Annotated in this window: 18 protein-coding genes and 4 tRNA genes; 12 read left to right on the forward strand and 10 right to left on the reverse strand. The window is 34.8% G+C overall.

The window, feature by feature from the left end; translation table 11 throughout:
* Positions 1 to 209 precede the first annotated feature (209 nt).
* The 3 genes from GYM74_RS03755 to GYM74_RS03765 all read right to left on the reverse strand — a co-directional run bounded on the left by GYM74_RS03755 (position 210) and on the right by GYM74_RS03765 (position 492).
* Positions 210 to 285 (reverse strand) — tRNA-Lys (locus tag GYM74_RS03755).
* 22 nt (positions 286 to 307) lie between these two features.
* Positions 308 to 383: transfer RNA gene (locus GYM74_RS03760), tRNA-Val, on the reverse strand.
* 33 nt (positions 384 to 416) lie between these two features.
* Positions 417 to 492, reverse strand: a tRNA-Val gene (locus GYM74_RS03765).
* Between the two features lie 201 nt (positions 493 to 693).
* Between GYM74_RS03765 and GYM74_RS03770 the strand changes: the two genes are divergently transcribed.
* The 6 genes from GYM74_RS03770 to tusA all read left to right on the forward strand — a co-directional run bounded on the left by GYM74_RS03770 (position 694) and on the right by tusA (position 4,980).
* On the forward strand, positions 694 to 1,641 hold the full coding sequence (locus tag GYM74_RS03770; RefSeq protein ID WP_220219158.1) for a PilN domain-containing protein: 948 nt from the start codon (positions 694 to 696) through the stop codon (positions 1,639 to 1,641).
* Complete coding sequence (locus GYM74_RS03775; protein ID WP_220219159.1) at positions 1,631 to 2,104, forward strand: hypothetical protein; 474 nt, start codon at positions 1,631 to 1,633, stop codon at positions 2,102 to 2,104. The genes GYM74_RS03770 and GYM74_RS03775 overlap by 11 nt, the downstream gene beginning before the upstream one ends.
* Positions 2,101 to 2,469, forward strand: a complete 369-nt coding sequence (locus GYM74_RS03780) for a hypothetical protein (protein ID WP_220219160.1) — start codon at positions 2,101 to 2,103, stop codon at positions 2,467 to 2,469. The genes GYM74_RS03775 and GYM74_RS03780 overlap by 4 nt, the downstream gene beginning before the upstream one ends.
* Positions 2,470 to 2,501: 32 nt before the next feature.
* On the forward strand, positions 2,502 to 3,794 hold the full coding sequence (locus tag GYM74_RS03785) for a secretin N-terminal domain-containing protein (RefSeq protein ID WP_220219161.1): 1,293 nt from the start codon (positions 2,502 to 2,504) through the stop codon (positions 3,792 to 3,794).
* A gap of 125 nt (positions 3,795 to 3,919) precedes the next feature.
* Positions 3,920 to 4,726, forward strand: coding sequence for a Cof-type HAD-IIB family hydrolase (locus tag GYM74_RS03790; RefSeq protein WP_220219162.1), 807 nt, complete (start codon positions 3,920 to 3,922; stop codon positions 4,724 to 4,726).
* A 20-nt stretch (positions 4,727 to 4,746) separates the two neighbouring features.
* Positions 4,747 to 4,980, forward strand: a complete 234-nt coding sequence (gene tusA, locus GYM74_RS03795; RefSeq protein WP_366915714.1) for a sulfurtransferase TusA — start codon at positions 4,747 to 4,749, stop codon at positions 4,978 to 4,980.
* Positions 4,981 to 5,013: 33 nt separating this feature from the next.
* Here the strand turns inward: tusA and GYM74_RS03800 are convergent, their stop codons facing one another.
* Positions 5,014 to 5,418: a protein YgfX gene (locus GYM74_RS03800; protein ID WP_220219163.1), complete on the reverse strand. Its 405-nt coding sequence runs from the start codon at positions 5,416 to 5,418 to the stop codon at positions 5,014 to 5,016.
* A gap of 370 nt (positions 5,419 to 5,788) precedes the next feature.
* Here GYM74_RS03800 and GYM74_RS03805 point away from each other — a divergent pair, with 370 nt between their 5' ends.
* From GYM74_RS03805 to GYM74_RS03820, 4 genes are all read left to right on the forward strand, one after another.
* Positions 5,789 to 8,326: a penicillin-binding protein 1A gene (locus GYM74_RS03805; protein WP_220219164.1), complete on the forward strand. Its 2,538-nt coding sequence runs from the start codon at positions 5,789 to 5,791 to the stop codon at positions 8,324 to 8,326.
* A 13-nt stretch (positions 8,327 to 8,339) separates the two neighbouring features.
* Positions 8,340 to 8,903 carry a 16S rRNA (guanine(966)-N(2))-methyltransferase RsmD gene (rsmD, locus tag GYM74_RS03810; RefSeq protein ID WP_220219165.1) on the forward strand — a complete coding sequence of 188 codons (564 nt, stop codon included), beginning with the start codon at positions 8,340 to 8,342 and terminating at the stop codon, positions 8,901 to 8,903.
* Between the two features lies 1 nt (position 8,904).
* Entirely contained in the window at positions 8,905 to 9,162 is a 258-nt protein-coding gene (locus GYM74_RS03815) for a DUF1145 domain-containing protein (protein WP_220219166.1), read from the forward strand.
* 71 nt (positions 9,163 to 9,233) lie between these two features.
* A tRNA-Gly gene (locus tag GYM74_RS03820) sits at positions 9,234 to 9,309 on the forward strand.
* Between the two features lie 310 nt (positions 9,310 to 9,619).
* Here the strand turns inward: GYM74_RS03820 and GYM74_RS03825 are convergent.
* On the reverse strand, positions 9,620 to 10,252 hold the full coding sequence (locus GYM74_RS03825) for a peroxiredoxin-like family protein (protein ID WP_220219167.1): 633 nt from the start codon (positions 10,250 to 10,252) through the stop codon (positions 9,620 to 9,622).
* A 419-nt stretch (positions 10,253 to 10,671) separates the two neighbouring features.
* Positions 10,672 to 11,154, reverse strand: coding sequence for a MarR family winged helix-turn-helix transcriptional regulator (locus tag GYM74_RS03830; RefSeq protein WP_220219168.1), 483 nt, complete (start codon positions 11,152 to 11,154; stop codon positions 10,672 to 10,674).
* A gap of 476 nt (positions 11,155 to 11,630) precedes the next feature.
* Between GYM74_RS03830 and GYM74_RS03835 the strand changes: the two genes are divergently transcribed.
* Complete coding sequence (locus GYM74_RS03835) at positions 11,631 to 12,062, forward strand: EamA family transporter (protein ID WP_220219169.1); 432 nt, start codon at positions 11,631 to 11,633, stop codon at positions 12,060 to 12,062.
* Between the two features lie 304 nt (positions 12,063 to 12,366).
* Here the strand turns inward: GYM74_RS03835 and GYM74_RS03840 are convergent, their stop codons facing one another.
* Positions 12,367 to 13,605, reverse strand: coding sequence for an MFS transporter (locus GYM74_RS03840; RefSeq protein ID WP_220219170.1), 1,239 nt, complete (start codon positions 13,603 to 13,605; stop codon positions 12,367 to 12,369).
* A 144-nt stretch (positions 13,606 to 13,749) separates the two neighbouring features.
* Between GYM74_RS03840 and GYM74_RS03845 the strand changes: the two genes are divergently transcribed.
* Entirely contained in the window at positions 13,750 to 14,661 is a 912-nt protein-coding gene (locus GYM74_RS03845; RefSeq protein WP_220219171.1) for an AraC family transcriptional regulator, read from the forward strand.
* An 18-nt stretch (positions 14,662 to 14,679) separates the two neighbouring features.
* On the opposite strand, the gene GYM74_RS03850 is transcribed toward GYM74_RS03845, so the two are convergent.
* From GYM74_RS03850 to GYM74_RS03860, 3 genes are read right to left on the reverse strand one after another with little or no spacing between them, the layout of a single operon-like run.
* Positions 14,680 to 16,575: a saccharopine dehydrogenase NADP-binding domain-containing protein gene (locus GYM74_RS03850; RefSeq protein WP_220219172.1), complete on the reverse strand. Its 1,896-nt coding sequence runs from the start codon at positions 16,573 to 16,575 to the stop codon at positions 14,680 to 14,682.
* Positions 16,575 to 17,711, reverse strand: a complete 1,137-nt coding sequence (locus GYM74_RS03855; protein WP_220219173.1) for a saccharopine dehydrogenase NADP-binding domain-containing protein — start codon at positions 17,709 to 17,711, stop codon at positions 16,575 to 16,577. The genes GYM74_RS03850 and GYM74_RS03855 overlap by 1 nt, the downstream gene beginning before the upstream one ends.
* A gap of 57 nt (positions 17,712 to 17,768) precedes the next feature.
* Positions 17,769 to 19,991 (reverse strand): TonB-dependent receptor, encoded by a 2,223-nt coding sequence (locus GYM74_RS03860; RefSeq protein WP_220219174.1) that lies wholly within the window; start codon positions 19,989 to 19,991, stop codon positions 17,769 to 17,771.
* Positions 19,992 to 20,003 lie beyond the last annotated feature (12 nt).

Raw genomic sequence — 20,003 nt, forward strand, 5'->3', positions numbered from 1 at the left:
AATATTTACTGTGGTTGATGATGATTATCCAGCCATAGTAATCCTGTTTTTACAAGCTATTCTCTCTTGACTTCCTGTTTTACCTTAATCGCTTTTTGTTGCTAGAATTTTTTATCTCATCACTTTATGTTATATGAGACGTAAAGGTATCGTAGTATTTGTTTAAGGCAATGTTTTTCAAGTTGGTGTTAAAAATAACGAGAAGAAAATGGTGGGTCGTGAGCGATTCGAACGCTCGACAAACGGATTAAAAGTCCGCTGCTCTACCGACTGAGCTAACAACCCATATAGAAAAAGTAAACAAAAGTGGTGGGTGATACCGGGTTCGAACCAGTGACCCCCTCCTTGTAAGGGAGGTGCTCTCCCAACTGAGCTAATCACCCCATGTTTTATTTCTAAAACGTCACGGTAAAGATTGGTGGGTGATACCGGGTTCGAACCAGTGACCCCCTCCTTGTAAGGGAGGTGCTCTCCCAACTGAGCTAATCACCCTTACCGTGTGGATGTGCATTATAAGGCACGTCTTATTTCAGTCAACCTTTTTTTTTATATTTCTACGAAATTAGCCCCGTTCGGTGTAATTTTAAACATTTTTTGGATGTTAGTTCTCAAAAATGCCTTTTTTAAGCTTTTATTTTGCTAAATAGCATTAGCATTAAAAAATATCATTAGCTCAAAAAAAGACAGTCGATCATGATTTTTAATAAAAGCCGTATTGTTATCAATATTGAACCTAACATTTTGCGTCATAAAATTGTTAAGCCTAAAACTCATTTAAACCTAAGCGATCATAAAGGGCAGGGGGAGTATTATTACCAATCGCCAGATGAGATTGAACAATTTGTCGCTGAATTACAAAACCAATACCCTAAACAGAGTAAATATGAACTAAATCTTAGTGAAAGCTATGTACAGTCACAAACATTGACACTACCCGATGTTAAGCTCAACTCAAATGAACTGGCTTTATATATTGAAGCTTCAATGTATAAGTTGTTTGGGCGCTCAGCAAAAGAGTTTTTTTTTGATTATGTTTATTTTAGGCGCCCGAAAAATAGCGTTCAAGTAACAGTCTGTGAACGTAGTGATGTTAATTATTGGATTGAATTGTTCGACAAAAATGAATTGAATCTGGTTTTTATCGGCTATGTTAATGACAATATTCGCTTCAATTTTTTACCATGGCGTCAAACTAAGTTAAGCAGGCACAAATTCCAGCTAACCCTGATGACTGTTTGCCTCATTGGCGTGCTTATCTGTCAATTTATCTTTTGGTGGATAAACGCGCAAACTCAACTAAATGATTATGAAGCTAAGCTGTCAAAGCAGCAACTTATCAAGCAACAGTATTTGGCAGAATTGTCAACTTACATACCCAATCCTTCACCAAGTCAACGGCAAATTAAACAGTCGTTATTGACACTTTCCGAAAAGCTACCTGACATGGTTTGGTTGAATTCATATCAATATATCCCTCAAAATATTGCCATAACAGGACATAGCTTAAGTTATATTGAAATTATCCATTTTAATCAGGTGTTATTGCAGTTAGAAAATATAAGTAAAAGCCAAATAATAACTTTAACCAATCATGAAGATATGCTCTCATTTGAAATGGATATTAAACTAAATGATGAGTGATTTTTTAAGTCGACCTATCTGGCAACAGTATTTAATCATCATTATGTTGTCAATAACAGTGGTGTTAATAGGATATTTTTTATTTATTCAAGACATTAAGCAACAGATTGAACAACAAGCCAATTTATACCACGAAAAGAAAGCCGAAATAGAATTATTAGAATCGAAATTACGGCGTTATCAAGCCAGCAAAGAGAGTTTATTAAGTCTTATTTCAGAAAATGAATTAGCTCTCGCTTTCGAGTCTAACCGATTAAAATTAATTTCCTTTAAACGTTATCAAGCTGAATCGACGGTTAACTGGGACATACAATTACATGGTCAATTTGCTGACTTTATCAGCTTAATTTCATCATTTGATGATAATTACTACTATTTAGATTTTCAGAATTTGAAAATTACCAATCAAGAAACTTATTTACAAATAACATTTACTTTATCATTTAAAGAGGAATTAGAGTGAAGAGTAACGCATTTAAAATAGTATTGTTTCTATTTATAAATAGCTATGCAACCTTAGTCATTGCAGTTTTACGTGATCCCTTTCATCAATCCGATCGATTAACCTGCCAAGCGCAAACTCAAATGCTAATTAGTCAAATACAAGATTGGCAGTTTATTGGTATGGTCCAGCAATCAAATAATCAATATCGACAGATCTGGTTAACTAAAGACAACCAGTGGCTAGCTATAACTGACAATCTGATCCCCAATGAACTTTTTCCATGGTCAATTGAATCTTTGCAACATAATAAGATTTTTTGGCAAGCTCAGCTAGCTCATTATTGTCCCGATAAGGTGACATGGATCATGCCGATTCATAAATAATGTTTTATTTATCAGCTAAAAGGTTTATAGAAATGGTTAATTTCAGGTCAATATTGAAAAGTGTTATCTCAAAATTCTTTATGATTTCACTTTTTTTCTTATTTAGCATACCGCTTAGTTTGGCACAAACCGAGCTTCCCCTTGATGAGCAACAAAACAACTTAATTTCAATCAACTTTTATCAAACTGATGTTGCAATTATCTTGCAAGCTTTGGCTGACAATAAACAGTTGAATTTAGTGTTGGATGATGATGTATCAATTAAACAAACAATCAAACTACAAAATATTGATTGGCAAAGAGCGTTAGATATTGTTTTACATTCGGCTAAGTTACAAGCTCAAATAGAAGATAATATTTTATTTGTATCAAAAGCGGTTGACCCTCAGATTTTGTTAGAAAGACAACAACAAGAGCTGAAAGAACAACAGTTAAAACAACCATTAGAGATAATGTCTATTGCCGTAAATCATGCGCAACCAATGACTTTAATTGAAGCAATAGAACAGCAAGAATTATTGTCACCACGAGGCAAAGTCGTTATTGATAAAAGAACGAATTCACTGATTATTACTGATATAACTGAACGTTTTGAAGGTATAAAAAAATTGGTAAAAGCGTTTGATAAACCCATTTCTCAAGTTCATATATCAGCGCATATTGTGACAATGAGTGAAGAGAGCATGAATGAATTAGGAATTAAATGGGGATATTCGGGTGGATCTTCGCTGGGTTTAAATAAGTTTGATGTCGGGCTTGATGTAGCAAGTGCAACTTCTACCGTGGGATTTAATTTAGCTAAACTTTCAAGCGGTTTACTCAACTTAGAGCTATCTGCCTTAGAGGCTGAAAATCAGCTAGAAATTATTGCTAGCCCAAACTTACTCACAGCCAATCAAAATACAGCATCCATTAAACAAGGAACGGATATTCCTTATGAAGTATCAAGTGGTAGTAATGGGGCAACATCAATTGAATTTAAACAAGCGGTTTTAGGTTTAGAAGTAACACCGAAAATTATTGCCGATGATAAAATGATTTTAGATCTTTTCATTACCCAAAATACAGCAGGGCAATCGATAAAAAGGCGAGATGGTGGCGAAGCATTAGCAATTGAAACGCAAGAAATCAAAACTCAAGTAATGGTAAAAAGTGGTGAAACAGTTGTGTTAGGCGGAATTTTTCAGCAGATTAATAACAGTCATACCCGTAAGGTGCCTGGAGTAAGTAAACTGCCTATAATTGGTAATTTATTCAATAATAAAAGTAAAAAGCAGCAAAAAAGAGAATTAGTTATCTTTATAACACCACAATTAGTTGAGTAAATCTCAGCAGAGTTGTATCATAATCAATCTCATTTTTACCGTTTTACTTTGATTTACTTTTATATTGCTTCAAAGTACAGTTTTATCGGTAGGATTTCAATTGATTACCAAAGTAGAGAAATATTATGTTTCGTGTTGTAGCTTCTGATTTAGATGGCACATTATTAACTCCTGAGCATAGCTTATCACCTTATACGAAAAAGATTCTTCAAGCATTACGCAATAAGGATATTCATTTTGTTTTTGCAACAGGCCGGCATCATATTGATGTTGCTCAAATGCGAGAAAATATGGAAATTGATGCCTTTATGATAACTTCTAATGGTGCCAGAGTTCATGATAGTGCAGGTAATTTAATCGTCAGCCATAGTATTGAGCCAAGTATCGCAAGTGAACTTGCTAAAGAGTGTGTTGATGATCCATTAGTTTACACACATATTTATCATGGAGACAATTGGTTGATCAATAAGGAAGATGAGTTTTCATTGAGTTTTCATAGAGATACTCATTTTACTTATCAGTTTTTTAATCCACATGATTTTGATACCAATGATATTGCGAAAATTTATTTTACCACTACTGATGATGCTTTATATCCTCACTTAGTGAAGTTAAAAAATCGAATAGAGCAAAAATTTGGTAATAAAGTAAGTACCGCATTTTCTACACTCAACTGCCTTGAAGTTATGGCTGAAAATGTTTCTAAAGGTAGTGCATTAAAACAAGTTGTTGAAAAATTAGGTTTTACCCTTAATGATAGCATTGCATTTGGTGACGGTATGAATGACTATGAAATGTTAAAAATGGCCGGTAAGGGATGTATTATGAAAGACGGTAGTTCAGAGTTAAAATCTTTATTACCAACTCATGAAGTTATTGGCTCAAATGCTGATGATGCTGTGCCACATTACTTGGAAAAGCTATTTTTATAAATAATTAAGCAAAGTTATAAATGATGAAATTTGATAAAGAGCTTAATACATTGGGCTTACGTTGCCCCGAACCAATCATGTTGGTCCGCAAAACAATTAGAGAGCTTGCTGTTGGGCAAGTTCTCTATGTTATTGCGGATGATTTAGCAACGACTCGTGATATTCCTAGTTTTTGTCGACATATGGATCATGAGTTAATCAATTCACAAATCGAAACAAAACCTTTCCAATATTGGATAAAAAAATCACAATAGTTGTTATCAATTAAAAATTGAAACGCTATCTGTTTAACTTAAATCAATGATATTTAAATGGTAATGCAACGTTCGCCAATCATTAGGCATTAAGTTATCAACCATTAAAAAAAGTGTATGCCTTTTACCGTCATGGCGGGATTTTAAATTTAAAATGATCACATAACGAAACAGTAGGGGCTTACGCATTATATGCCAGCGTTGATTATGCCAGTAAATTTGGTGTATATAATCAAAAAGTGCTAATTCTCCTTTGATCGTCCTAAAGTAACAAATACTACGCCACCATTGAGTAATTAATAGAAGTACAATGACAAACGTATAGGCATTAAGAGCGGTATTTGCAAATATTATTAAACTAGCGCAGGTTAATAAACAATAAAATGCAGTACTCATATATATCTGTAAGTAAGAGATATTAAGTTGTGTGCTCCACATAATCGAAATTCAAAAGACTAATAAAATGGAATGATGTCAGATAATTTTAAGAAATTTTTTAATATCAATAAATATTGTGAGATAATACGCAGAAACGAGTTACTTTTTAACTTGATGATATTTAAGCGCTACCAAAGCATAACTGCTTTAATTGTGTAAAGCAAGTAACCTGTTTACCGACGTTACCTTTATAACCTCAATGTCTTGAACAGGTGTAAATATTTGTCATGATTAAAATAATAATTACTCGTTTTTATTTTGCGTCTTTTATCATAACTAGTATATACTCGTCGTTTAAAAATATATAAAGCAATATAAAATAGATACTTGTACTATTTTTGAAATAAAATCAATTGGATAGGAATATTTTGTGATATTACTTAAAATCTTGAAATTTTTTCTGAAAATTTTCTTCGCGCTATTTATTTGTGGCTTAATAATAGGCATAGCTGGGTATGCTTATTATTCCAAAGATTTACCGGATGTAGCTACCTTAAAAGACGTAAAATTACAAACTCCAATGCAAGTGTTAAGTAAAGACGGAGAATTAATTGCTATTTTTGGTGAACGTCGCCGAACGCCTTTACAGTATAACCAAATTCCTCCACAAGTTGTAAATGCGGTTATTGCAACTGAGGATGCACGTTTTAATGAGCATTTCGGTATCGATCCTATTGGTATTATGCGAGCTATGTACATTGGGGTAACCCAACATGGCTTTTCACAAGGTGGAAGTACGATAACTCAACAAGTTGCGAAAAATTTCTTCCTAACGCCTGAAAAAAGTATTGCCCGTAAAGTTAAAGAAATGATTTTAGCTATACGTATGGAAAAAGAATTATCCAAAGAAGAGATCATGACGTTGTATTTAAACATGATTAATTTTGGATCTCGAGCATATGGTGTTGGGGCAGCGTCTTATACATTTTTTGGTAAAACACCTGATCAGCTTACTGTTGATGAAGCAGCGTTGCTTGCAGGGCTACCTAATGCACCATCTGCTTTCAATCCAATTGCGCACCCAGAACGTGCCTTAACAAGACGTAATTGGGTATTAGGGCGAATGTTAGATCAATCTTACATTACTCAAGCTGAATATGATGAAGCAATTAAAAAACCTTTAAACGTAAGTTATCATGAACCTCAAATTGAATTTTCCGCTCCTTATGTCGCTGAAATGGCAAGACAATTTATGTATGACAAATTTGGGGAGAATGCTTATACAGATGGTTATAAAGTTTATACAACGATCTCCAAAACCGACCAAGTAGCAGCTAACGAAGCTGTACAAAAACATATCGTTGATTACGATATTCGACACGGTTATCGTGGGCCAGAAAAAGAGTTATGGCAAAAAAATGAAACACCATGGAATGCTGAGCAAATTCAAGCTATTTTAAATAAATACCCTTGTCATGTTGGTATGTGTCCTGCAGTTGTCACCGAATCTAATGATACACAAGCAACGGCAGTTTTGACGGATAAAAGTAATATCACCATTAACTTTCAAGGAATGAAGTGGGCACGACGTTTTATTAGTGATACACGACAAGGCGCATCACCTAAAAAAGTCACTGATGTGTTAAAAGCAGGCCAACTTATTTGGGTTAAAAAAAATAACGATATTTGGGAACTGGCGCAAATACCAGCGGTTAATGCGGCATTGGTTTCATTAGATTCTGATAATGGTGCAATTAAAGCGATTGTTGGTGGGTATGATTTTAATCTCAGTAAATTCAATCGTGCTACACAAGCTCTTCGTCAGTTAGGTTCTAACATTAAACCTTTCATCTATACTTCAGCGTTAGAACAAGGCTTAACAATGGCAACATTGCTTAATGATGCGCCAATTGTTAGAACAACCGGAAGTGTAACTTGGCGCCCTAAAAATTCACCACCAACTTATGCCGGTCCACTGCGTATGCGAATTGGTTTAGGCATGTCTAAAAATGTAATGATGGTTAGAGCATTACGAGCAGTTGGACTTAATTATGCGGCAACTTATTTAGAGCGTTTTGGATTTCCTAAAGAAAATATTTCATACAATGAATCGTTAGCTTTAGGTTCAGCATCCTTTACGCCATTACAAGTTGCTAGGGCATATTCGGTCATTGTTAATGGTGGTTACTTAATCAAACCATATTTAATTGAACGAATAGAATACGACGATCGTAATGACGTGATTTATCAGCATCAACCACTCATTGCTTGTCATGATTGTGATAATGATGATATCGCAATTGGAACAATGCCTGTATCGTTAGATAATGTTGAAAATGAATCAAATGAATCTGGCAACGAGGAACCTGAACAAGCGAACCTTAATCCAGAAGATAATCTTATTTTACCTGATATTAATGGTGAAAATTCAACAAATGTTACACCAAAATATGCACCGCACACTGTTAACAGTGGAATAGCCTTTATTATGAAAGATGGCCTGCGCTCAATTGTATTTGGTGGCTCAGATTGGAATGGCACAGCTTGGCGGGTAAAAGCATTAGGTAGAAAAGATGTCGGTGGTAAAACCGGTACAACAAATGCTTCAAAAGACGTTTGGTTTTCTGGATTCGGTGGCAATATTGTGACAACTGTTTGGATGGGCTTTGATGATCATCGCCGCGAACTAGGGCGCACATATCGTGCTGAAGCCGGTGCAGTGACCGCTAATCCTGTATGGGTTGATTATATGAAAGTTGCGCTACAAGATGTTCCAGTTGTGCAAGATAAGCAACCTGCTAATGTTGTTAGCGTCACTATTGATCAACGAACAGGATTATTACCACAATCTGGTTCCAAAACGATGTCTGAGTACTTTATAAAAGGTACTGAGCCAACTACTTATGCAACACAAGAAGTGGGTACCAGTGTCACTGATTCACAAGGCGGTACAACGGAACTATTCTAATCAAGGGTACAATATGAATGGTTTTATAAGAATCATTGCTGGAAAATGGCGTGGACGCAAATTATCAGTACTGGACAAACAGGGTTTGCGTCCAACAACAGATCGTGTCAAAGAAACTTTGTTTAATTGGTTAATGCCTGTTATGCATGATAGTGAATGTTTAGATTGCTTTTCAGGAAGTGGCTCTCTGGGCTTTGAAGCTGCTTCTCGAGGCGCTAAAAATGTCACTATGCTGGAAAAAGATAAGCAAGTTGCCAATCAATTAATTAAAAACAAACAGCTTGTTGTTGCGGAAGGTATAGAAGTTTTTCATACTGATACGTTACTTTGGCTCTCGAAGCCAGCACACAAGAAATTTGATATAGTATTTATTGATCCGCCGTTTCATCAATCATTAGTCGCCACAACAATTAGTCAATTGGAGGATAATGATTGGCTTAATGATAATAGTTATATTTATATTGAGGCTGAAATTGGGTTAAACTTGTTAAACAAGATTCCGAGTAATTGGCATCTACACCGAGAAAAAACAGCTGGTCAGGTTCATAGTTATCTTTTTATTAGAGAAAACAGTTAATATGTTTATATTTGTTGGTAAAGTTATCTACGCTTTCATGTGGTTATTTTTATTATTCAATTTGATCTTCCCTTATCCAAAACCTGCAAATGTTGTTGCCTATGTTGGCTTAGCGGCTTTTGTTATTATTCATGGTTTACAAGCATTGATTTTGCAGACAACAATGACTAATCAAGAAAAACAAGAGGACAAATTTAAAGCAGTTAGACTTTTTATTTTTGGTGTTTTTGAAACACTTAGCTGGAAAAATAAAAAATAGTGCAGAAAAGAGGTTGCTAGTTATCAAAATTTTTGTATAATGCACACCTCTTCTTTCGAAGAGTTCAATAAGCGGGAATAGCTCAGTTGGTAGAGCGCAACCTTGCCAAGGTTGAGGTCGCGAGTTCGAACCTCGTTTCCCGCTCCAATATTACTTCGAGTATAGTCCTTTAAAGTCTACAAAAATTAAAATTTAAAAATGATATTACGTTTTCAATTTCCAATATAACAGAGTAATCCAGTCGTATTCGATCTTTAAATTTTTTAATCAGCTTCAATATCATAAATCTGATTCTTTTGTCCTGCATTATTAATCAAACATCAATAACAATACTGTTGCTAACGGTAACATTTCCTTTTGAGTTAATTTCACGTAAATCTTTATCAAAAGTAAAACAATTTAAATTATAAGAAAGTAGACGAATAACCCTAGGAGAGCTTAATGAACTGTATAATCATTATTTAAATTGAATATCGCAGACATCAGCTCTTTCCATATAGTTTGCATCAACCGAAGCAAAGATAATCTTCTTGTTTTGATCAATTACATAAGTTGCAGGAATAGGTAACTTATAAGTATTATCATTATTAAATATTTCTAAATCTGCACCTACACTCTTATAAAGATCTCTGACGTTTTCAGGAAGTACGAATACAAGTCCATATTTTTCAGCAATCTTATTACCTTGATCACATAGTATCTTAAATTGAAGATCATTTTGTTTAGAAACTTGAGAATTGTAATTAACTGTTTGAGGTGAAACGGCAATAACTGTACTGCTATTTATTTTATCGTTGTTTATAGCCTCTTGATAATGTCTTAATTCTGCTATACAAAATGGACACCAGTTACCCCGGAAAAAACTAAGTATTACCAGATGATCTTTCAAGACATCATAAAGCGAAACAGGTAAACCGTTTGTATCAAGTAAAGTAAAATCTGGAGCAATATCTCCTACTTTAAGTGCGTTAGTTTCTAATTTTTGTGCTAGAAGTTCTTGTAGTGATTTTCCGAAGATATTTAAAATATCTCTAGGTAATTGTTGCGCCATTTCTTCTTGAATATGTTTAAATTTTTCATTTAATTTCATAATTATATTCCTTTCTTTTGTTTACCAATTGAAGGTAGTGCTTTTTAACAAAACGTTGTGTTAATTGAGTGTCGTTCTATAATCTGGTTCAAGCTTTAAACTCTGCTGTTTACTAACATGACAAGTTGTTTAACTTTAAAAGTATAAGAGGTGTTTTTTTTACAACCATAAAAATTTGGGCAAAAAAACTTTCCTTGCAACGAAAGTTAATAATTTAAGAAACATAATGAATTCTTAATTAAGGGTTAGATATCACCATGTAATAATAACCCATTGTTTTTCTGGTAAACTCTAAATACCTACACTCTATTTATTTTTTTAATTATCCTTGCATTCAGACTGTTTATTTAAATGTGAAACGGCTAAAAGAATTTTTCCTTACTGAAGTATAATAGCCATCCTTCAAATGATAAAAGTTGTCAATCCCCTTTATGCTGAAACATTTTATTTAATAAAAATATAAGATTTTCCATTTCAGAATTAGTCAGTTTATTTGTAATGTTAGTAATCCATTGGCTATGGGATTTAAATAATTTAGTAATGAGTTCACGACCATCCTCTGTCAATGTAATATTCATTTTTCTACCGTCACTTTCGGCCTCAGTTTTATTGATCAATCCTTTCTTTAATAGAGAAGATATGAACGTAGTTATAGTTGGTTTAGTTACTCCACTTAATTTTGCAATTTCTTGTGGAGAAAGTACTTCGTACTCAAGTAATAAAACTAATACCATGAAACGACCTTCTGAAAGTTGATAATCTCCTAACCTTGAGGCACATTCTTTATCAATTTTATTAGCAGCTGAAAGTAAACTAAAACATGCATCTACTGCCAATTTATTAGCTAAATTATCTTTATTAATGATTTTTGCTAAAGATTTATATTTTTTCTCTAAATTCATAAGATCAAATTTTCCCTTATTTGTTGAGTATCTAATAATTTACAAGAAAATAGTTAGATATCTAACTATTGTTAGAGTAACCAAGGCTACAAACACTTGTCAAGACATTTTCAAAATGAAAATACAGAAATCTTAATAAGATATGCTTATTTTATTAATGTTATAAATTTTTGTTTGTGATAATTATTAAATATTGCCTTTATTTGACCTCCTCCTAGTCCTATAAGCCCAGAAGGAGATCAATTTTAATTTCATTAGCGTTTTTATAACTTCGCTAACTTTTCCTGCCAGTATTCTTGATATTGTGGCAGGTGTTTTTGTGCTGTTTGGTATACCTGTTTTGGAGCCGCTAATTATCAAATAATAAAATATTAACATCATGTAATAAATGATATTACTTTTTCTATAATGATCTTTTCTCAAAAAAATAATATGAAGTTCACAAAATAAATTATAAATGATTGAGTACAATTTTTATGAACAATATCCAAATAAAAAACTTAAAATATACATTGTATTTATTAATCACTGTTTTTGGTTGGGGTATTATGTATCCCTCCTCTAAGCATGCTGTATCATCAGGTATTGATGGTTATTATCTCACTTTAATACGTTATGTTCTTGGTGCTATTTTGGTAAGTTTTGTTTTATTTTTCACAGAAGGAAAAAAAAGTTTTAAGACAGAAGGAAAAACATTAAATTTATGGCTTTTTGGAACAGTAGGTTTTGCAGGATTGGCATTGTATAATTATATTGACTACTGCTGCATCTTAAATCTTCATTTGGGTGGTTTTAATGGTCATGTTACGTTCTCAGTTACATTACCTCAACAGGTATTAACTGAACTAAAAAAGGAAAAGTTGGAACAATATTTATGCCCGTTAATATTATTTAATTTAAAAAAATAGTCTGTCAACTATTATAGGCTATCTATTAGGTGTTGAACTAATGTGACAAAATAATACTGAAACTAACAATTTCTTTAATTAATCCACCTAGAACCGCTTGTTCTGCTTCAACGGAGTGGGGTAAATGTAATGTATGCATCATTCACATACTCTTTTTTACCATAGCTAGCTTTTAAAAAGGCTTTTACATGTGCTTACCATGCGATACCAGAATAACTTAGCTTCATTAATATTATTTCTCCAATAAGTTTTAACTATTTTTATTAGTCACTGTGCTAAACGAAGGTTGGAAATATGGATAGATTTAGTAATTATTGGTACAGTACTCAATGATCTTGTTTTTATTTAGATTAATATGAATAATGATAATTGTGATTAAGGCGATTATAAAAGCGGTTAAGTAATTAAAATATTCGGCTATGGTCATAGAAACTGAAGAGGCTACTATTTCAGAGAGTAACAAGCTACTTTGAAAAATTGCGTAATCAGTCGCTGATTGTTTACCATTTTTGGCATAGATCATGGTGATGGTGTAGATACTCACATTAATAATCCCAATCCCAATGCCTAAAATGGTCATAATGAGAATAATCGTTAGCTGATTGATGTAATTGGGTAGATAGTAAAGTATGCTCCATAAAATAATCAATAAGGTAAATAAACCAAAGCCTAGTTTTAATGTTTGGTAAGGATATTTAGTTTTTAATAAATAAGCAGCAATTCCACAACCTAATAACATAGTTAGATAACCACCAATACCTGTATAGATACCTATATCGCTAACAGATAAGCCATGATCAAGTAGAATAAATTTAGTCATCGCTAAAATTACCGAGCCAGCAAAAGGAACCAATAGAGCAAGTAATAGCATATGGTAGGCATTTTGTCTTTTGAAAAAATGACTGATTCTTGCCCGTGGTTTTGGTTGTGAGGTGTGAAATAAGTTAGGCTCTTTCCATATCAGGAGCTGTATTATAGAAAGTACAATCAGCCCCACTAACAGTAAGATACTGTTAGTTTTTCCTAGATAATCATAGCAAACGGTTACTCCAGCACCACCTATTAGCATACCTATTATATTGCACATTACTTGAATACTATTTACTTGAGTAATGGTATTACTTTGAGAAAGATCAGCAGCCAATCCATCAGTGGCAATATCCTGTGTGGCAGAAACTATACAAGATAGAATGATAATGCCAAGTAGGTAATTGGTAGTTTCTGGGGTAAAGGGGATAAAGGCAATAATGGTAATAAACAGTGCTAACAAACACTGCATAGGCAGTAACCAGCTTTTTCTATAACCTATTTTATTTATCCAATGATTTTCTACTACAGGTGCCCATAAGAATTTAACTACCCAAGGTAGACCAGCTAAGGGGATCAATGCTATCACTGCTAGAGAAACGCCTGCATTGCGTAATAAAATAGGATAGGCATCAAAAGCCAAGCCAACAGGAATTCCTTGGATGATATACAGTTGAGCAATAATAAATAAAAAATAGTTTCTTTGTTTACGATTGTGGATGATTTTGTTATCCATGAGATATTTTTATAAGTCTTTTATTTATAATAAATTTATTAAAAAGCCAGTATTCCTAATGCTTACAGCATGCGAATAGTAGCTTTATTTTGTTGTAAATGCAAATGATATTTGTTATTGTTTGAATTCTTTGAAGGAGGACGTATGCATTTGGATGATCTATTAACCAGTAATAATTTCAATAGTGATAGTAAAGGTTGCTCATATATTGAGTTACAACCAGGCTTAGCTGTATGTGTTGTTACCGCAGATGAATTAAATGCAATTGATACTAGCAAAGAGTTTCCTAGCAGTGATAATTGCTTATGTTTTAGTTGTCAGTTGCAAGGTAAGTTGAGCATGCAAGTTAAAGGTAGAAAATTTGTTACCTCAAAAGGTGATTTAACATTTGGCTTTAGTGATGGTGAGACTTTTCATTTACAACACTCAGCAGACTTCTGTAATTTAGAAGTAATGATAATGCCCGAATTGCTAGATGTTTTACTGGGAGACATGGATTTTCAATTTTCTTGTCTTGATAAAAAAGTTAATTTCTTTCTACATCATCAGCAAATAGAACAAAATGTTAATGTACTTTCATGTGCGTGCCAGTTATTTCACTTAATGCAAAACACTGATTGTAAAGTGACTAATCGTTTACTGTTATATGCCAACGTTTTAGAGTATCTAAATTGGTATTTTAAAACCTTTGATAGTCATTTAGAAAAGCAAGAATTTACTCATCGAGAATATAAGCAAATTACTAGTGCCCGTGATTATTTGGTGAGTGATTTAAGTAATGCCCCGACCATTGATTGGTTAGCTAAACAAGTAGGGCTTAACCAAAGTAAACTAAAAAAAGGCTTTAAAAAGGTTTTTGGTAAAAGTATCTATGCCTATTTTTTGGCGGAGCGAATGAGCAAAGCTAAACAGTTATTGGTGGATAATAGTGTAACGGAAACGGCTATTATTATGGGCTATAGTAATATTAGTCATTTTAGCTCAGCTTTCCGAAAGCAGTTTGGGGTATTGCCCAAAGAGGTGCGCCGCCAACACTCTTATAGCTTTATTGAATAGTGACAGCACACATTTAGTTTAGCCATTACTTACCTTATCTAAAGTTTGGCAAAGGGTAGCAGTTGGTATGGTTAAATTAACCGCTGTTTCACCATTATCCTTTTGTTGCCAATCGATCATTAAATTGGTTTTAGAAGCTATTCTAGTAAAGGCATAATGCTCCATTTCACGTACTAAATTAGCTAGTTCAGGGCAATCTAATTTAGTAAAAACTTCAGCATAGATACATTGGTTAATATGCACATGGTAACTGCCGTCTGCTAGTTTAGTTTGGGTAAAATTGAGTAGCCCCCATTGTTGGTAGCTTTCTAAAAAAGCTAACCAGTATTGGTAAACAGCTTGGGCAGGATTTTCTAGTAATGCAAAGGCTGTTGCTTGTGGCCATAACCATTGCATTTCCATATCGCCCGTTTCTAAAAACATTTTGCGATAATAGGAATAAGCAAGTTGTTGGCCTATGGTTTCACGTAATAAACTATAACCAGAAGTAAACATACTAAGATCTTTGGTAAGTTTTTTCCATTCATTACTTTTTGCTGCATATTGCGCTAGTTGCTTACCGTGTTGTTGCCAACGTATTAACATGTTAATAATAAACTTTGTTAGTTGTAGTATATTAAGTTGTTTTGTTAATGTTTGCCATACTTCGGATTGGAATAAGAAATGCTTTTGTAAGTAGGCCATGCGTGGATGTTGTTTGGCCACGGTATACCAATTTTTACCATAATGGCGCAGTGTTTGTACTTGGTGTGTATTTGATTCTAACCAACCAAAGTAATTATTTTCTGCTTGTAACTTTTTAGTATCAGCTTCTTGCCAAGTGATGCCCCTTGTATTTAACGCTTTGGCTAGATTGTTTCTGGTGGTAGTAGATAAAAACTCTACTGAATAAACACCATTTTTCTCAATTAAGCAGTTATTTAGCCAACAGTCAGTCACTGCACAAGTCATTAAGGCAGTTAGGTCGTAGGATGAAATACTACCTTGTAACATTAAGCCTTGTTCGGGGGCGTTATCTGGGAAGATATTAATATAAGTATCAGGGTCTGCTTTAGGTTTGTTTTTAATCGATTGACCACTGTTATAAAATTTATTGGCTAAAAAGTTAATCGTTTTTTCACTAGGGTTAAAAGCAGCAATCGCTTTTGCCATACCCATTGGGAAAAACTGAATATGAAAGCGGCTATCTAACGTATTAATAGGAGCAGCTTGTTGATCGTAGCGCTCATTACTTAGGGAGATAACTTCGGGTGTACCATAAGGGATCATGGCTAATGGTTTTTCTTGACCAAAGAAATGAAACTTATAAGGGGCTTTCTTCCAAGGAGTAGCAATAGTTTGTGATTTACCTTGTTGGAATACCGTAATTTTCTTGGAGAAATTAGCCAGCATAGAGTAAGGGCTAGTTTTACCACCACCATAGGCAGCGCCCATATAAAGCCTAGAACGATAAACAGCATTTTTAGAGCGTTTTTGCTCAGCCAGTTGCATTAACATTAGGGTAGTAATACCAGGTGCTAAGCCCATGCCAGTATAGATGCTGCATTGCTTTTGTTGAGCTGCTTCATGTAACGCTAAAATAGCCTTGCTGGCGCTAGCGCTATCATTAATATCAATACAATCAATACCTGCTTCTAAACAGAGTTTGTGTGGGCTAGCTTGTAATCGTTCCATAGGGCCGATGGCTAGAATAGCAAGGTCATAATCTTTTAATAGCGCTATGCTTTGTTGTGCGTTATTAATATCAATACTAACAAAGGGTATATCCTGTAGCTTAGAAGTGTTTTGGCGACTGGCACAGGTGAGTAATAACTCAGGATAAGTTTGTTTTAAGTAGTTTAAAATACGTTGCCCCGTTTCGCCTGTACCGCCAATAACAATAATTTTGGCTGTTGTTATGGTAGAGGTTGTCATTAAGTAGCCTCCGATGCTTTTAAGGTATTATTGGTGGTTGTGGTTAGTTGAATAATTTGTTGTGCTTGTAGTTGGTCGATAATCACTTCACTTGGAATAGCTTCGTGCAAGCTATAAGCCCCCGCAGTAATATTATTTTCTAACATGTATTTAGCAGCAATGGCAATGACTGTACCTGTTGCATAGTAGGTGTCGCCCGTTAATAAAGAACCTGTTATTTGCTGACCATTAGTAAGCTTAATTTCAGCTTGAATAGCATAGATAGGCTCACGCTTAAGCATATCTTTAGCCGAAGCCGAAGCTAGACGTTTAGCAGCTTTAGCCAATTTTTCAGGAGTTTTATATTGACCAAATATTTTAGCAATGGCGCAACTAAAAGCAGCTTTAGGGCCAATATTAGCGCCATATACTTTTAGGTTGGGAATATGGTATTGGTTAATTAATCTACGCAATTCTTCGGAGTAGATTAACATGGTACCCACTTTGCCAATGGGGGCTGGAAAAGTTTTCTTTTGGGTAGCTTTATAAAAGGGTACTTTTATAAGCTGCTTTTCAGCAATATAACAAAAGCCCCGTTGTTCACCAAAATCGCCTAAGCCAACGATAATATCCCATGCTGAGTTATAGCTCCAAGCATCACAACCTACATAAGACACTTGTAGGCTAACTATTATTTCGCCAGCGGTATATTGCTCTATTAGGTATTTAGGGTAAACACCTGATAGCCCTGGTAATAACCCCGCATTAATAATTAGTGGTGCTTTAGCAGGCTCATTAGCCACTAGATTATTAAGATGCTTTAATAATGGATCATAACCACCTGCATCAATATAGGGAGTAGCGGTTTGGTAACAAACATCAGCAATGCTTGAGCCGATTATTTGTGAGGGACCGATACAGGAAATAACAAGGTCTGCTTCCTTGCAGTGTTGGCTAAGTTGTTCCTTGTTTAATGCATCGAAATTAAGGGAGTTTAATCGCGTTGCATAAGCGGCATATTCGGTTAAATCTGGTTTAGTATGGCGTGTAACAATGCTGAGCTGGCATAAGGTATGTTTTAATAAATATTCACAAACTGTTTTACCTACTTTGCCCGTACCACCAAGAATTAAAATTTGCGGGGGATTATTTTGCATATATGTTATTCCTTGCATAGGCCGCTAGCTAATGCTGTAGCTAGCGGAGATTAAGTGTTAATAGGTGTAGGCAAAACCAACGCCCAAGGTTATACCCCTGCCTGGCGAGCCAATAGTGGCATCTGGGCCGTCTGGGAACATGGCAGGTATGTAGTAGCCCCATAGGTCATAGGTTTTATTTAAGAGGTTGTCGCCCCATACATAAACCTCGGCGTTATCACCTTTAACCGAAATTCGTGCATCGAGTTTGTTATAAGGTTTTAAACCAAAGTTATTTTGCACATCTGCTTTACGTGAACCGATATAGCGGTTGGTTATTCTGGTTTCTAATGTTAGCCCAGCTATATTGAGTGGCACGCTGTGCAGCACCGTTAAGTTGGCATTCCATTTGGCTGTATCGGGTACATAGTTATGTTTTTTAACTTCGGCTAAACTTTCGGTAGGAGTGCCTACAATTTTAGCGTTGGTGTAGCCTATGCCGCCTATAATTTCTAAATTCCAAGGTGTTTTCCAAAAGCCATCTAACTCTGCACCAAAGCTGCGAGTGTCATAATTTTCAACTACCGAAACAAAGGTAGCAGGGTTATAGGCCATTAGATGCTCACGTTTGGTATCGTTATAGAATAGGGCAGTATTTAGTCCTAATGTACTGGTGTCATTTTCAAGTTTTAGGCCTACTTCATAAGCATTTACATAGGCTGATTTATACGCTTGATCTGATATGCCTAAGGCCGCAAAGTCGGTTCCTTCGTCATTAAAACCGCCTGTTTTATAACCTCTTGAGTAGAGTGCATAAAGGGTGGCGTTATCGTTTAATAGGTAGTTAAAACCTAAGCGACCAGTAGTATAGTGATCGGTTAATTTCTGTTTATCAAAAGCCATCAATGGTGTACCAGGAGGTGTCGCACCTGCATAGATAGCGTTAGCATTCCATTTGGCTTGATAGTTTTTCTTTTCGTAAGATTGGCGAATACCCGCAGTCACTTTAAATTTATCGGTGATGGGGTAAGTTACCTCGCCAAATACGCCGATATTATCAGTTTTAAATTTTCTTCTAATATTGGCGTTCATTGGGTTAGTAGTGTAAAAAACATCTGCTACGTCATAGGTTTCTCTATGGCGGTGATTAGTGTAGTAGTTAATACCTGCTACCCAGAAAATAGGTGCTTCTGGTTTAGAAGAGATTCTTAACTCTTGGTTAAAAAGATTTTCTTTAGTTAAAAATGACCAGTTAGAAGGTGGTCTCATACCGACTAAATGGTTGTATAAATCGCCTTCATAAATTGGAGATTTAGTATCATGCTTGGTATAAGAATAGCCCGTAATAGAAGTTAATAGGGTATTATCAAGTTCATGTTCTACTTTTAAATTAAAGCGATAGATATTTTTTTCGCTTTTATCACTACCGTTAGGAATATCGATTTTAGGGTGATGGCTATAAGGACGCATCATATACATATTATCCATACCCATCGCATCTTCTACTTCGGTGGTGAATAATACAGAAGTAGCCACCGATGGCTCCCATAATAATGAGCCTCTTGCCATTTTATTTCTAAGAATACTAACAGGCTTATTATCGTAACGATTATCTAAGATACTGTCTGCTTCATCATAACGAACCGCAAAACGACCACTTAACATATCGTTTAAAGGGCCGCTAATAACTCCTTCAGTTAGCTTCTGGTGGTCCTGTCCTAGCTCTGTTCTAAAGCCTGCTTCTAAATAACGGGTTGGTTTATTAGAAATAATATTAATCGCACCTGCTTCACTATTGCGACCAAATAGTGTTCCTTGTGGACCTTTTAGTACTTCTATACGTTCTACATCGAGTAAGTTGAGGGTGGTATTGTTAATGGATTGTGGCATGCCATCAACATTGATACTCACTGAGCTGTCATCACCACTCATTGGCAGAATAGAACCTACACCACGCATTCGAATAGATTTAGCCCCACCCATATTACTAATTACCTGTACCCCCACCGTATCGTTTAACGCTTTTTCTAAGGTGGTTTCTCTTTTTTCAGTAATTTGTTTGTCATCAATAATGTTAATGGTAAAGGGAATATCTTTGGCAGACTCTTTAACATGCCGCGCAGTAACAGTAAGTTGATCTAAATGAATAGCTTCATCTTCTTCGTCAATAGTTTCTGCTACCGCACTAAAGGATAAGCAAAAGGCACTGGCCAATAGCAAATTATTGGTTACTTTACTTTTATTAAAACAAACTAAAGACTGGTTGGTTAAGGTGTTAGTTAAAGCTAGTTTGTATCTCATATATTTCTCCTA

This window comes from Gilliamella sp. ESL0405, assembly GCF_019469205.1.
Taxonomy (GTDB): domain Bacteria; phylum Pseudomonadota; class Gammaproteobacteria; order Enterobacterales; family Orbaceae; genus Gilliamella.